Origin of the sequence: Streptomyces sp. NPDC020192 (assembly GCF_044388685.1) — a bacterium.
In the GTDB taxonomy this organism is placed as follows: Bacteria; Actinomycetota; Actinomycetes; order Streptomycetales; family Streptomycetaceae; genus Streptomyces.
Genome location: NZ_JBIRXG010000009.1, coordinates 265,445 through 277,953 on the forward strand (window position 1 = coordinate 265,445; position 12,509 = coordinate 277,953).

Annotated in this window: 12 protein-coding genes; 3 read left to right on the forward strand and 9 right to left on the reverse strand. The window is 72.3% G+C overall.

Translation table 11 applies throughout. The features are described from left to right. Positions 1-25 precede the first annotated feature (25 nt). From ACH47Z_RS19855 to ACH47Z_RS19880, 6 genes are all read right to left on the reverse strand, one after another. On the reverse strand, positions 26-514 hold the full coding sequence (locus ACH47Z_RS19855) for a DUF3180 domain-containing protein (protein ID WP_399075258.1): 489 nt from the start codon (positions 512-514) through the stop codon (positions 26-28). A gap of 71 nt (positions 515-585) precedes the next feature. After that, positions 586-1,197, reverse strand: a complete 612-nt coding sequence (folK, locus tag ACH47Z_RS19860; protein WP_399075260.1) for a 2-amino-4-hydroxy-6-hydroxymethyldihydropteridine diphosphokinase — start codon at positions 1,195-1,197, stop codon at positions 586-588. Further along, positions 1,194-1,553 (reverse strand): dihydroneopterin aldolase, encoded by a 360-nt coding sequence (folB, locus tag ACH47Z_RS19865; RefSeq protein ID WP_399075262.1) that lies wholly within the window; start codon positions 1,551-1,553, stop codon positions 1,194-1,196. The genes folK and folB overlap by 4 nt, the downstream gene beginning before the upstream one ends. A 283-nt stretch (positions 1,554-1,836) precedes the next feature. Further along, complete coding sequence (locus tag ACH47Z_RS19870; protein WP_399075264.1) at positions 1,837-2,382, reverse strand: nuclear transport factor 2 family protein; 546 nt, start codon at positions 2,380-2,382, stop codon at positions 1,837-1,839. Next, entirely contained in the window at positions 2,379-3,305 is a 927-nt protein-coding gene (folP, locus tag ACH47Z_RS19875; protein ID WP_399075266.1) for a dihydropteroate synthase, read from the reverse strand. Before folP ends, ACH47Z_RS19870 begins: the two co-directional genes overlap by 4 nt. A 116-nt stretch (positions 3,306-3,421) precedes the next feature. Beyond that, complete coding sequence (locus ACH47Z_RS19880; RefSeq protein WP_399075268.1) at positions 3,422-5,236, reverse strand: phosphatidylglycerol lysyltransferase domain-containing protein; 1,815 nt, start codon at positions 5,234-5,236, stop codon at positions 3,422-3,424. 228 nt (positions 5,237-5,464) lie between these two features. On the opposite strand from ACH47Z_RS19880, the gene ACH47Z_RS19885 reads away from it, so the two are divergent. Both ACH47Z_RS19885 and ACH47Z_RS19890 read left to right on the forward strand, forming a co-directional pair. After that, positions 5,465-6,592, forward strand: coding sequence for an alpha/beta hydrolase (locus ACH47Z_RS19885; protein WP_399075270.1), 1,128 nt, complete (start codon positions 5,465-5,467; stop codon positions 6,590-6,592). Between the two features lie 95 nt (positions 6,593-6,687). Then, on the forward strand, positions 6,688-7,995 hold the full coding sequence (locus ACH47Z_RS19890) for a hypothetical protein (protein WP_399075272.1): 1,308 nt from the start codon (positions 6,688-6,690) through the stop codon (positions 7,993-7,995). A 52-nt stretch (positions 7,996-8,047) separates the two neighbouring features. On the opposite strand, the gene ACH47Z_RS19895 is transcribed toward ACH47Z_RS19890, so the two are convergent. Further along, positions 8,048-9,448, reverse strand: a complete 1,401-nt coding sequence (locus ACH47Z_RS19895) for a PH domain-containing protein (RefSeq protein WP_399075274.1) — start codon at positions 9,446-9,448, stop codon at positions 8,048-8,050. After that, positions 9,445-9,948 (reverse strand): PH domain-containing protein, encoded by a 504-nt coding sequence (locus tag ACH47Z_RS19900; protein ID WP_399075276.1) that lies wholly within the window; start codon positions 9,946-9,948, stop codon positions 9,445-9,447. Before ACH47Z_RS19900 ends, ACH47Z_RS19895 begins: the two co-directional genes overlap by 4 nt. A 31-nt stretch (positions 9,949-9,979) precedes the next feature. Here ACH47Z_RS19900 and ACH47Z_RS19905 point away from each other — a divergent pair, with 31 nt between their 5' ends. Beyond that, positions 9,980-11,131, forward strand: coding sequence for an NADH-quinone oxidoreductase subunit D (locus ACH47Z_RS19905; protein WP_399075278.1), 1,152 nt, complete (start codon positions 9,980-9,982; stop codon positions 11,129-11,131). 7 nt (positions 11,132-11,138) lie between these two features. Here ACH47Z_RS19905 and ACH47Z_RS19910 read toward each other — a convergent pair whose 3' ends face one another. Beyond that, positions 11,139-12,410, reverse strand: coding sequence for an SAM-dependent methyltransferase (locus ACH47Z_RS19910; RefSeq protein WP_399075280.1), 1,272 nt, complete (start codon positions 12,408-12,410; stop codon positions 11,139-11,141). Positions 12,411-12,509: the final 99 nt, after the last annotated feature.

Sequence of the window (12,509 nt, forward strand, 5' to 3'; positions counted from 1 at the left end):
CTGAGCTCGCTGAGCGCCGCCGCGGTCAGGCCGCCGGTTCCGCTCCCGGGTGGTTCTGGTCCTCGTCGTCCGGGAGCTTGCACACGCGCTCCAGGAACAGGGCCGCCACTATCACCGCGATGCCCGCCAGGACCGAGAAACCGGCGTAGATGGCCTGGTCGCGGCGGACCGGGATGTCCAGCAGCTCCAGCAGGAAGACGCCCGTGCCGCCGTACATGCCGGCGACGAGGGCCGCGACCAGAGCGCTGGCCTGGCCGAAGACGACCGCTCGGGCGGCCATCAGCGGGTCGACCCCCTTGGCGCCGGGGCGGCGCTCGCGCTGGGCCTTCAGCCGGGCGCGCAGCGAGAGCGCCGTCGCGAGCAGGACCCCGGCGATCAGGGCCAGCACGATGGGAGCGGCCAGGGGGACGCTCGGGAGGGTCCCGATCGAGTTCCAGAGGCGGGCGCCCGCCCAGGACAGGACTCCGGCCACGACGAACACGCCGGCCAGCACCCTGATGCGCAGCTCTCTCACGGTGTCCCTTCAGCTCCCCCGGACCGACCCGGACCGTGGTCGTGTCGACCTTGTCGTCTTGACCTTAACGACTATTCGGGCAGTCGGAGTTCCAGGTCCTTGCGAGGCTCCACGCCCGCGCGCGTGACGGCCGACAGCAGATCGGCCACCGAGCCGCGGCCGGGCAGCTGGGCCTGCGGGTCCACGTCGTGCCAGGGCGCGAGCACGAAGGCGCGCTCGTGGGCGCGCGGGTGGGGCAGGGTGAGCTGCGGGTCGTCGGAGGTGACGTCGGCATAGGCGACGATGTCGACGTCCAGCGTGCGCGGGCCCCAGCGCTCGTCGCGGACCCGCATGAAGGCCTCCTCGACGGCGTGGGCCCGCTCCAGCAGGGAGGAAGGGGGCAGGGTGGTCTTCAGGACCACGACCGCGTTGAAGTACGACGGCTGGCTGCCGGGCTCGACGCCCCACGGCTCGGTCTCGTAGACCGGGGAGACCGCTTTGACGCGCACTCCCGGGGTGTCCTCCAGCGCGTCGACCGCGCCCTGGAGGGTCTCCAGGCGGTTGCCGAGGTTGGCGCCGATGGAGATGACGGCCCACTTCGGGTTCTGCAGGGTCGTGTCGGCGGCGTCGACCTGCTCGACGACAGAGGCGGGCACCGGCTGGACGGTCGGGTCGCTGTGACCCTGGAGGAAAGGTCGGGTCATACTCGGCTCCGGGTGATGGTGACGGTCACGTCGTCGAAGGGGACGGTGATCGGCGCGTCCGGCTTGTGGACGGCGACCTCGACCTGCTGGACCCCTTCGTGCTTCAGGCAGGTTCGCGCGATCCGCTCGGCGAGCGTCTCGATGAGGTTCACCGGCTCGCCCTCGACCACGGCCACGACCTCTTCGGCCACGATGCCGTAGTGCACGGTCTTCGTCAGGTCGTCGTCCGCCGCGGCCGGCCGGGTGTCCAGCCCGAGGACGAGGTCCACGATGAAGGTCTGACCCTCCTCGCGCTCCTTGGGGAACACACCGTGGTGCCCGCGGGCCTTGAGGCCGCGCAGCGCGACACGATCCACGCGAATCACTCCTGCAATCGTCGGGAAGGACCGGCCCGTACCGCGTGCGGGCGGCACACCGGCCTGAAGACGAATCTACCTGCGGCCACTGACACAGCCGGGTCGCGAGGCGGCGGGCCCGCACGGGCACCACGAGGGTTCATCTCGCGTTTCCCCTGGGAAACCCGGCCGCGCCATGGGCTGGTAGCCGCTCATACCCGGAGGTAGGTGATTCCAACCACTTCTGCGCCCCTGTTCGCCCTGTGGACGTCTGTCCGCCCACCTGCCCGTTCCCCCTGCCTGCTCAGCCGAGGGGCCCGCCGTCCGGATTCGTGCCGTTTGTACCGGACTCGTTCCCCTCGTCCTCCTCGGTGTCCTCGCTCTCCGTCATCACGGGGGAGGCGTGGTGCGACCAGATCTTCCAGCCGGAGGGCGTGCGCCGGAACACGTTCGTGGCGACGACGAGCTGGCCGACCAGCGGTCCCAGCTCCGCGCCGTCCGCCGGGGCGGGGCCGCCGCTGAGGATGTTCTCGGTGCAGGTCACGAGCGCGGTGTCGCCGGTGACGGAGACGTGCACGTCCGTGAGGAAGAACTGGATGTAGTCGGTGTTGGCCATGATCAGGGCGTACGACCTGAGGACCTCGCCACGGCCGGTCAGCACCGGCCAGCCGGGGTGCACGCAGGAGATCACGCCGGTGTCCGCCGGGTCGTGGTACTCCTCGTCCACGCCCAGGTCGGCGGGGCTGAGCCAGAGCGAGGACAACTCCTCGAAGTCGCCGCGTTCCATCGCCTCGTAGAAGGCGGTGTTGGCGGCCTCCACCTGCTCGACATCGGTGTGGGGGGCGCTCACCGCTCTCCTTCCACCCCACGCTCACCGTGAACACGGCTGCTCCCGCCCGGCGCCGACCCGGCCATGCGGGCCTCCTCCACGGCGCGGGCGACGCGGACCGCGTCCGCCGTGGCGCGTACCTCGTGCACGCGCACGGCCCAGGCGCCGGAGTGGGCCGCGAGGGCGGAGACGGCGGCCGTGGCGGCGTCCCGTTCCCGGGCCGGCGGGGGAGCGCCCTCCGGGCCGGCCAGGACCCGGCCGAGGAAGCGCTTGCGGGAGGCGGCCACGAGCAGGGGGTGGCCGAGGACGCGCAGACGGTCGAGGTGGGCGAGGAGGGTGAGGTCGTGCCCGGCCTCCTTGGAGAAGCCGAGGCCGGGGTCGACGACGATGCGGTCCGGGGCGACGCCGCCGGCCAGAACGGCCTCCACGCGCGCGTGCAGCTCGTCCATGACTTCGGCGACGACGTCGTCGTAGACGCCCTTGACGTTGCCGCCCTCCAGGAAGCCGCGCCAGTGCATGACGACGAACGGGGCGCCCGCGGCGGCGACCACCGGGATCATCGCGGGGTCGGCGAGGCCGCCGCTGACGTCGTTGACCAGGGCGGCGCCGGCCGCGAGGGACTGCTCGGCGACGGAGGCGCGCATGGTGTCGACGGAGACGACGACGCCTTCGGAGGCGAGGCCGCGCACAACCGGGATGACGCGCCGCAGCTCCTCGTCCTCGTCCACGCGCGTGGCGCCCGGCCGGGTGGACTCGCCGCCGACGTCGACCAGGTCCGCGCCCTCGGCGACGAGGTCGAGGCCGTGTTTGACGGCGACCGTCGTGTCGAACCAGCGGCCACCGTCGGAGAAGGAATCGGGGGTCACGTTGACGACGCCCATGACCGCGCACCGGTCCCATGCCGGAAGCCCTGCCACCTGGCCGCGCCCGCTGAGGTTGTTCATACGTTCAGCGTAGGCCCAGCAGCGCGCCGTGAACGCGCGGCGGCCCGGGCGGAAGCCCCCCGTGCTGGAGGGGATGGGGCTTCCACCCGGGCCGGTCCTGTGCCGTCCCTTGACGCTCAGGCCGCGCGCATGTCCCGTTCCGCCACCGTGTGCGCACAGGGGCGTTCGAGGGACGCCCTGCGCCGGCGCAGGAAGCGCGGGAGCGGGAGCGCGAGGGTGACGAAGCCCTCCGCCTGCATGGCCGCGAAGCCGATGCGGGGCAGGTCGGCGGAGTTGCGGTAGACCACGAAGCGGGGCTCCCAGCGCGGCTGGAACTTGGCGTTGAACTTGTACAGCGACTCGATCTGGAACCAGCGCGAGAGGAACACCAGCAGCCCGCGCCAGGCGCGCAGCACCGGACCGGCGCCGATCTTCTCCCCGCGCGCGAGGGCGGAGCGGAACATCGCGAAGTTCAGCGAGATCCGGGTGATGTCGAACTTCGGCGCGGCCTGGAGGGCGGCGACGATGAGCAGCTCGTTCATGCCCGGGTCCGCGCTGCGGTCACGGCGCATCAGGTCCAGCGAGACGCCGTCCGTGCCCCAGGGCACGAAGTGCAGGATCGCCTTCAGGTCGCCGTACTCGCCGGGTTCGTCGTCCTGCTTGTGGGCGGTGGCGATCAGGCAGTCGCCGTCGGCGGGGTCGCCGACGCGGCCGAGCGCCATGGAGAAGCCGCGCTCGGTGTCGGTGCCGCGCCAGTCGTCGGCCGCCCGCCGGATGCGGTCCAGTTCGCCGTCGCTGAGGTCACGGATGCGCCGTACCCGGGTTTCGTAGCCGGCTCGCTCGATGCGCTTGACCATTTGTCGGACGTTGCGCATCGCGCGTCCGGCGAGCGAGAAATCCGCGACGTCCACCACCGCCTCGTCGCCCAGTTCCAGGGCGTCCAGGCCGGTTTCGCGGGTCCACACCTCGCCGCCCGTCTCCGAGCAGCCCATCACGGCCGGGGTCCACGAGTGGGCCTTGGCCTCGTCCATGAAGCGCTCGATGGCGCCGGGCCAGGCCTCGACGTCACCGATCGGGTCGCCGCTGGCGAGCATCACGCCGGAGACGACACGGTAGGTGACCGCCGCCTTGCCGCTGGGCGAGAAGACGACCGCCTTGTCGCGGCGCAGCGCGAAGTGGCCGAGGGAGTCACGGCGTCCGTGCTTCTCCAGCAGCGCGCGCAGTTGGGCCTCGTCCTCCTCGGTGAGGCGGGCGGCCGGGTGTTCGGGGCGGAAGGCCAGGTAGATCGTGGTGACCGCGGTGATCCAGCCGAGCGCGCCGAGGGAGAAGGCGACGGTCCAGGAGGCGTTGCCCGTGTAGTCGACCGGGCCCTCGAAGCCGAACAGGCCGTAGACGACGTGCGTCAGGCGGTCGGCCAGACCCGGGTCGCCGACCGTCCGGTGCGGGTGGACGCTGACGATGACGAGTCCGAGGACGAGGGAGGCCGCGCTCATGAGAACGAAGTTGGCGAGCGCGCGCCACCGACTGCGCGGGTCCGGCAGCGCCGCGAACTGGTCCCTGTGCCGCAGCAGGGGGACGAGCAGCACGACCGCGATCAGCACACCGGCGATCGAGTGGCGGTACGCGAACTGGGCCGCGGCACCCGCCGGCAGCAGTGCGACCGCGGCCCGCCAGGCCCGGCGTTTGCCTCGCCTGAGTCCGTGCGCGAGCAGCAGCAACAGCACGCCGGCGCTCAGCGAGAGCGCCGCGGCGAAGGGCCCGAACGAGCCCGGCAGCACCTCGGCGATCGCGTGCATACGGCTGTGACGGAAGCGCGGGAACACGCCCGCGGCAATGTCCAGGGCGCCCACGAGCGCGGCCGCCCTGCTGACCAGGGTGGGAACGGCCTCGGGGCGCGGGCCGCGCAGTATGCGCCGCGCCCGGCTGGATCGGCTCGGAACCTCGCCCGACAATTCCCCATCTATCCTGACAGACATCGCATCCCGTAGTTCTGCGAGAGACCTTGAACCCGGGCCCGATCGGGCATCCGGCGACATTGCGCCCTCTAGGACGGTGTCTCGGGGGGAGAGGTTCACTCCTCACTGGAAAGTCGGGTCAAAGGGCAAGGAAAGCCCCGGGCAAGCTCTCGCAATAACGCGTGGGCAGGTATCCGGGCGGAGAGTGCAGGCAGGAAGCAGCCCATGGGTCTCACGAGCAACAAAGTACTGATGCTGGCGATCGTGTTCGCCGTCGTGCTGTTCGCCGGGACGGTGTGGCTGTGGCCGCGGCTGGCCCGGCAGAGCTGGCAGGCCATCGGCGGACGAGTCGGTCTCCTGCTGACCACCCAGCTGGCGATCTTCGCCTCGGTGGGGCTCGCCGCCAACCAGGCCTTCGGGTTCTACGCCAGCTGGGCGGACCTGTTCGGCCAGGAGAACGGCCAGGGCGTGGTCGTCGACCACATAGCGGGCGGCGGCGCGAACAGCCCGATCCAAGTGGTCTCCACGTCCCGGGTCGTGGGGGTGAGCAGCGCGCTGCCGACGGTGGCCGGGCAGGTCCAGAAAGTGGACATCATCGGTCGTACGACCCACGTCGGCACCCCGGCCTTCGTGTATCTGCCCCCGGAGTACTTCCAGCCGCAGAACCGCACGCGTAAGTTCCCCGTCACCGTCGTCCTCACGGGTTACCCCGGCACCGCCCAGGCGCTGGTGGACAAACTGAACTACCCGAGCACGGCGCAGAAGCTGTCCAAGGACGGCAAGATGCAGCCGATGATCCTGGTGATGCTGCGGCCGACCGTGGCGCCGCCGCGGGACACCGAGTGCGTGGACGTGCCCGGCGGTCCGCAGACCGAGTCGTTCTTCGGCAAGGACCTGCGCGACTCGGTGATGGCCCAGTACCGGGTGGACAAGACGCCCGCGAGCTGGGGCATCATGGGCGACTCGACCGGTGGTTACTGCGCGCTGAAGATCGCCATGCACTACCCCAAGGCGTACGCGGCCGCCGTCGGTCTGTCGCCGTACTACAAGGCGCCGATCGACCCCACCACCGGCGATCTCTTCCACGGCAACAAGAACCTGCAGAACCGCGCCAACCTCTTCTGGGCGATCCAGCACCTGCCGGCGCCCGAGACCTCGCTGCTCGTCACCAGCAGCAAGGTCGGTGAGCACAACTACAAGGACACGCTCAAGTTCATCAAGGCCGTGCAGGACTCGAATGTGACGAGGATCTCCTCGATGATCCTTCCGAGCGGCGGGCACAACTTCAACACCTGGAGGCGGGAGATCCCGAGCGCGCTCCAGTGGATGAGCACGAAACTGGTCTCGCACTGAGGCCTCGCGCCTGACGTCCTGTGAGGCACGCCGCGTGGCCGTGTTTTTACGGGGCGGGGGTCCGCGATTCGCCTACGCGCGGTAAGTTTCTGGCCATGCCACGTGGACGCCACCGCCATTCCCCGCCTCTGCACCGGCTGTTGCCTCCGTCGGCGATCGCCGGTGTCTCCGTCGTCTGCGCGCTGGGTCCCTGGGTGTTCTCCGAGGCCACGGTGTTGCGCGCGCTGGCGGCCGCCGCCGCGGCGACGGCCGTCGCCGGCGCGGTCGTGATGCGCCGCTGGGACGCGCAGGCGGGCAAGCAGGTCGCCGACATCACGCGCGCGCGTGCCAGCGACGAATGGCGCAACGAGGAGCGGATCGCCGAACTGGAGACCGACCTCGAGGAGTCCCGCGAGCTGCGCACCAAGCTGGAGCAGCGGCTGCGCGCCAAGCGCGCCGAACTGGCGGGCCTGCGCAACGAGCACGCCGCCCTGCTGCGCCGCTACGCCACGGCGGAGACCGAGCGCGCCAGCGCCCTGGAGGGCCGCCGGCTGCTGGAGATCGAGGCGACCGTGCCCTCGTCCTCACCCGCGCTCCCGCCCGCGCGCAGCGCCGAGCCGGAGCCGCAGCCGGAGTCGGCGGCCGGGGTGAAGGACGCGAACGAGGCCGCCGAGCCGGCCGACGGGGACGAGCCGCAGGCGTACGGGGTGTTCTCGGCGGAGGGCGCCCAGCTGTACAAGAGTGCTCTGACGGCGTTGGCCCGGTTCGCCCGGGAGGCTCCGTCCGAGGCCGAGTCCGAGTCCGAGTCCGAGGCCGAGGAGGGCGAAGAGGGCGAGGCGGAGGACTCCGCCGCGGACGCCGTCGCCGAGGCCGATGCCGATGTTCGTACGGACGAGTCGGACGAGTCGGACGAGTCGGACGAGTCGGATGAATTGGGCGAGTTGGTCGACGGTGATGCCGTCGCCAAAGGAGAAGACGCCGGAGACGGGGCCGTGGAGGGCGCCGCGGAAGGCGTGACGGACGGTGCCGGTCACGGCGAGGCGCGGGAGCGGTCCGCCGCGGGCGACGAGTACGCGCGCGTGGCCGCCGAGCCGGTGGGACAGCCGCCCGCCGGGCACTTCACGGTGCCGACCGCGGTGGCCGTCGTACCCGCCGCGCCCGCGCGACGCCCGATGGTCGAGGGCGGGTTCGACTTCTTCGGCACCCAGAAGGCCGCGCCCAGGGCCGCGCTGGACTCCGTGCAGAACGAGGACCTCGCCGACGTCGTCGGCCCGGAGGCCCTCGCCGTGCACAAGGCCGAGACGGAGGGCACGTTCAAGGACGCCGACGCGCGGTCGCGGGGGGTCGGCCAGATCATCGACCTGACCGCGCACGACGAGACCGAGCAGATCGACGTCCAGAGGCTGCGCAGCGCGGCTTCCTGAGGACGCGGTTCCACGAGACGGCGGGCCCGGCTTCCCCGAGGGGAGCCGGGCCTCACGTCATCCAGCGGTCCGGGCGGGCGTCCCGGCGCCCGGTACGGGACCTGTCCGCCTGCTCGTACAGGAGTCGTACGGCTTCCTCCGCGTCCCGCTGCCGGGCCGTCACGGTCTTTCCCGCCCCGGTGTCCACATGGAGGTCGGCGAGCCGCCACAGGCGCTGCCAGGGGCCCTGACTCAGCCGTACGCTCTGCACCTTGGCGTGCGGGACCAGCGAAAGCGTGCGGCGCAGCAGACCCTGCCGGGTGACGAACACCGCGTCGGTGACCGCGAGACGGTAGCCGCGCCACCACACCGGCACGCACCAGCGGGCCCGCCCCGGTGACCGCGACAGCGTCCCGGGCACCGTCACACCCGGCAGCACGCGCGCGATGACCGACTCGGCGACCGCGCGCGGGGCGACCGGTATCAGTACCGAGTTGTCGGAGCCGGCCACATGCAACTCCACCCGCACCCAGCCGAGCCGGCGCCACAGCAGCGGCTCCACGATCCGCACGGTCTGCACCCGGCCGGGCGGCACCGTCTCGTGCGTACGGTCGAGCAGCCCGTGGTCGATGCGCAGCCCGTCCGGGGACTCGCCCAGCTTCCAGTCGAACTCGGCGACGAACCGCCGCGCGCCGCTCGCGCCGGCCCCGCCGAGCAGGGGCAGGGCGGTCGCGAGGACCGTCAACAGGTTGTGGGTGGTAAGCCACAGTACGGTCGGTACGACGAGTGCGGCGCACAGCGAGCCCCAGGTGGCGGCCGTCAGCGCCAGGGAGAGCGCGAGCGCCCGCGGGGGCACGCGCAGCAGCTCCCGCGCCGGCGCCTCGCCGACTTCGTGTGCCGTCTCGGGCGCGAAACCCGCCGCGCGCGCGAGCAGTTCCGCACGCAGGGCGCGCGCCTCCTGCTCGCCGAGAAAGGCCAGTTCGTCCTTTTTGTCGGCGCCGACGACGTCGATCCGCAGCTTGGCGACGCCCGCCACGCGCGCGAGGAGAGGACGGGAGACGTCCACGGCCTGGACGCGCTCCAGCCGGATGTGCGCGGTGCGCCGGAACAACAGGCCGGTGCGGATGCGCAGTTCGGACTCGGTGACCGCGAAGTGCGTGAACCACCAGGACAGAAACCCGTACAGGCCGGCCACCGGCACGAGGACCGCGAGCCCCAGCAGGAGCATGGTGTCGGTCAGCTTCGCCAGCTGCTCCTGCGCGCTGTTCGGGTCGTGTGCCGCCCAGCCGACGAGTACGGCGACCGGTGCCCATGCCCGCCGGAAGGGTGTGACCGGATGCAGCCGGCGCTCGGCCACCGGCGCACGCCCCTCGGTCCCGTGTGCGCCTTCTGTCGTCCCCTTGGCGTCCGTGGCGTCCGTGGCGTCCGTGGCGTCCGCGGCGGCTATGCCGTCGCCGTGGCCCGCGGCCGTCACAGGCCCGCCGATCGTGCCTCGCCCAGCTCGGTGAGCCGGTCCCGCAGCCGTTCCGCCTCGGCCGGGTCCAGGCCGGGGATGGTCGCGTCGGTCGCGGCGGCCGCCGTGTGCAGCTGCACGGTGGCCAGCCCGAAGCGCCGCTCCACCGGACCGGAGGTGACCTCCACCAGCTGCATCCGCCCGTACGGCACCACCGTCTCCTCGCGCCACAGGACACCGCGGCTGATCAGCAGGTCGTCCGCGCGTTCGGTGTACCGCCACGAGCGCCAGTTGCGCCCCAGCAGCCGCCAGCACCACGCGGCGCACACCACGGGCAGCAGCGCGAAGGCCGCCCACGCGGGCCCCGCGAGCAGGCCGGGCAGCAGGCCCGCGGCGAGCGCGAGCAGCACCGTCCACACCACGAGCAGCAGCCGGCGCATCCGCAGCAGTCCCGGCGGCAGCGCCCGCCACACCGGTTCGTCCCCCGGTATCCCCGCCTCCAGCGGGCTCCCCGTTTCCATGGGGCCAGCGTACGTAGGGGAGACTGGGGCCATGACTCCTACGACCCAGACCACGGTCGGGATCGGCGGCGCCGCGGAGAGCACCGACATGGTGCTCAACATCGGGCCCCAGCACCCGTCCACGCACGGCGTGCTGCGGCTCAAGCTCGTGCTGGACGGGGAGCGCATCGTGCGCGCGGAGCCGGTGATCGGCTATATGCACCGGGGCGCCGAGAAGCTCTTCGAGGCGCGCGACTACCGGCAGATCATCGTGCTCGCCAACCGCCACGACTGGCTGTCGGCGTTCTCGAACGAGCTGGGCGTGGTCCTCGCCGTGGAGCGGATGCTCGGTATGGAGGTGCCCGAGCGGGCGGTGTGGACGCGCACGCTGCTCGCCGAGCTGAACCGGGTGCTGAACCACCTGATGTTCCTCGGCTCCTATCCGCTGGAGCTGGGTGGCATCACCCCGGTGTTCTACGCGTTCCGCGAGCGTGAGGTGCTGCAGAACGTGATGGAGGAGGTCTCCGGCGGACGCATGCACTACATGTTCAACCGGGTCGGCGGCCTCAAGGAGGACCTGCCGGCCGGCTGGAGCACGCGCGCGCGTGCCGCCGTCGCCGACGTGCGCTCGCGCATGGACGTCTTCGACGACCTGGTGCTGGGCAACGAGATCTTCCGGGGACGTACGCGCGGAGTGGGCGCGATGACGCCGCAGACCGTGCACGCCTACGGCGTGAGCGGGCCCATCGCGCGCGCCTCGGGCGTCGACTTCGACCTGCGCCGCGACGAGCCGTACCTGGCGTACGGCGATCTCCAGGACACACTGAAGGTCGCCACCCGCAGCGAGGGCGACTGCCTCGCCCGCTTCGAGGTGCTCCTGGAGCAGACCCACAACGCGCTCGACCTCGCCGACGCCTGTCTGGACCGGCTCGCCGAGCTGCCGCCGGGGCCGATCAACCAGCGGCTGCCCAAGGTGCTGAAGGCGCCCGAGGGGCACACGTACGCGTGGACCGAGAACCCGCTCGGCATCAACGGCTACTACCTGGTCAGCAAGGGCGAGAAGACGCCGTACCGGCTGAAGCTGCGCTCGGCGTCGTACAACAACATCCAGGCGCTGACCGAGCTGCTGCCGGGGACGCTGGTGGCGGACATGGTGGCGATTCTGGGGTCGATGTTCTTCGTGGTCGGCGACATCGACAAGTAGGCCGGTCTCAGGCGAGCGGGTCCGGGATGCCGACCGGCTGGACCAGCCAGCCGAAGTCGCCGAGGCCGCCCGGCGCGGTGAGTTCACCGGCCTCTCCGGCGCTCGCGAGGGCGCGCACGTAGGCGGAGGGGTCCGTGGAGGCCAGCGCGAGCGGGGGGCGCGCGCCGCTGATGTCCAGGGCGTGCAGAGCAGCGCGTTGCGTGAGCAGGCGCGCGGGGGGCAGCGTGCGTGCGGTGGCGGGGGGCTGCTGCGCCGTGCCGTGGGGCGTGCGCGCCGTGTTCGGAGGCGTGCGGAGAGCGGAGGGCGCCTCGGCGGGCGTTGACGTGGTGTTCCGAGACTCGCGCACTCCCTCGGAGGGAGTGCGCGCCGTGCCGGGAGGCGTGCACGGCGCGTTCCGAGGCGTGCCTGGTGCCGTCTGAGGCGCGCTTTCTGCGTGCTGGGGCGCGCGTGCTGTGCCATGCGCCGGGTGCCTGGCGCCCGCCGCCGCGCACGCGTCCAGGGCGACGTGCGCCGTGATGTCGCACGACCCGTCCGGCACGGGCGCCGTCTCGCGCCCCTCCCGGAAGCCGGTGAGCGTCCCGAACGGGGGGCGCGTGCCGGCGGTGTGCGCGTAGTCCACGGCCACCGCGAGCCCGCGCACCACCCGGTCCAGCACCGATGCCCACGCCAGGTCCCGGGGCAGTCCGATCTCCGCGCGCAGCCCCTCCTCGGCGGGCAGCGGCCACCAGCGGGCGAGCCAGTCCGCCTCCGCGCCCGTCACGGGCTCCCCGAGCCGCTCGGTGCCGTCCGCCGCGACGAGCACCAGCCGGGGCACGCCCGCGGAGTCGACCTCGGCGACGTCCACGGGCACGTTGTCCAGCCACTCGTTGGCGAAGACCAGCCCGGTGACGGCGGCCGGGGGGTCGGCCGACCAGGTGATGCGGGCGTCCAGGCCGGGCGGGCGGTCGGCGAGTTCGACGGCGTACACACGCGCGCGTGCGGCCACGTCGGTCGGCAGGGCGGCGAGCACCCCGGTGACCAGTTCGCCCCGGCCCGCTCCCATGTCGACGAAGTCCAGCACCGCGGGCCGCCCCAGGGCCTCGTCCACCCGGCACAGCAGCCGGGCCACGGCCCGCGCGAACAGCGGGGAGGCGTGTACGGACGTACGGAAGTGGCCGGCCGGGCCCTCCGGGCGCCGGTAGAAGCCGCCGGGCCCGTACAGCGCCGCCTCGGCCGCCGCCCGCCAGCCGCGCCGGTCGCCGGGGGCCGGTTCTGCTTCCCGCGCCGTGTCATCCGTCACCGGAACAGACTAGGCGCACAGATGATCACTTCCTCCACCTTGCGGAGTACGTGCCCCGGGCGTGGATCGGCCCTCCGGTTGACCCCTGCACGCATCCCG

Coding starts and splice junctions, on each gene's coding strand:
- folP (WP_399075266.1), bottom strand. CDS start 3,305: ATGAACAACCTCAGCGGGCGCGGCCAGGTGGCAGGGCTTCCGGCATGG.
- ACH47Z_RS19905 (WP_399075278.1), top strand. CDS start 9,980: ATGACTCCTACGACCCAGACCACGGTCGGGATCGGCGGCGCCGCGGAG.
- ACH47Z_RS19885 (WP_399075270.1), top strand. CDS start 5,465: ATGGGTCTCACGAGCAACAAAGTACTGATGCTGGCGATCGTGTTCGCC.
- ACH47Z_RS19900 (WP_399075276.1), bottom strand. CDS start 9,948: ATGGAAACGGGGAGCCCGCTGGAGGCGGGGATACCGGGGGACGAACCG.
- folK (WP_399075260.1), bottom strand. CDS start 1,197: ATGACCCGACCTTTCCTCCAGGGTCACAGCGACCCGACCGTCCAGCCG.
- ACH47Z_RS19890 (WP_399075272.1), top strand. CDS start 6,688: ATGCCACGTGGACGCCACCGCCATTCCCCGCCTCTGCACCGGCTGTTG.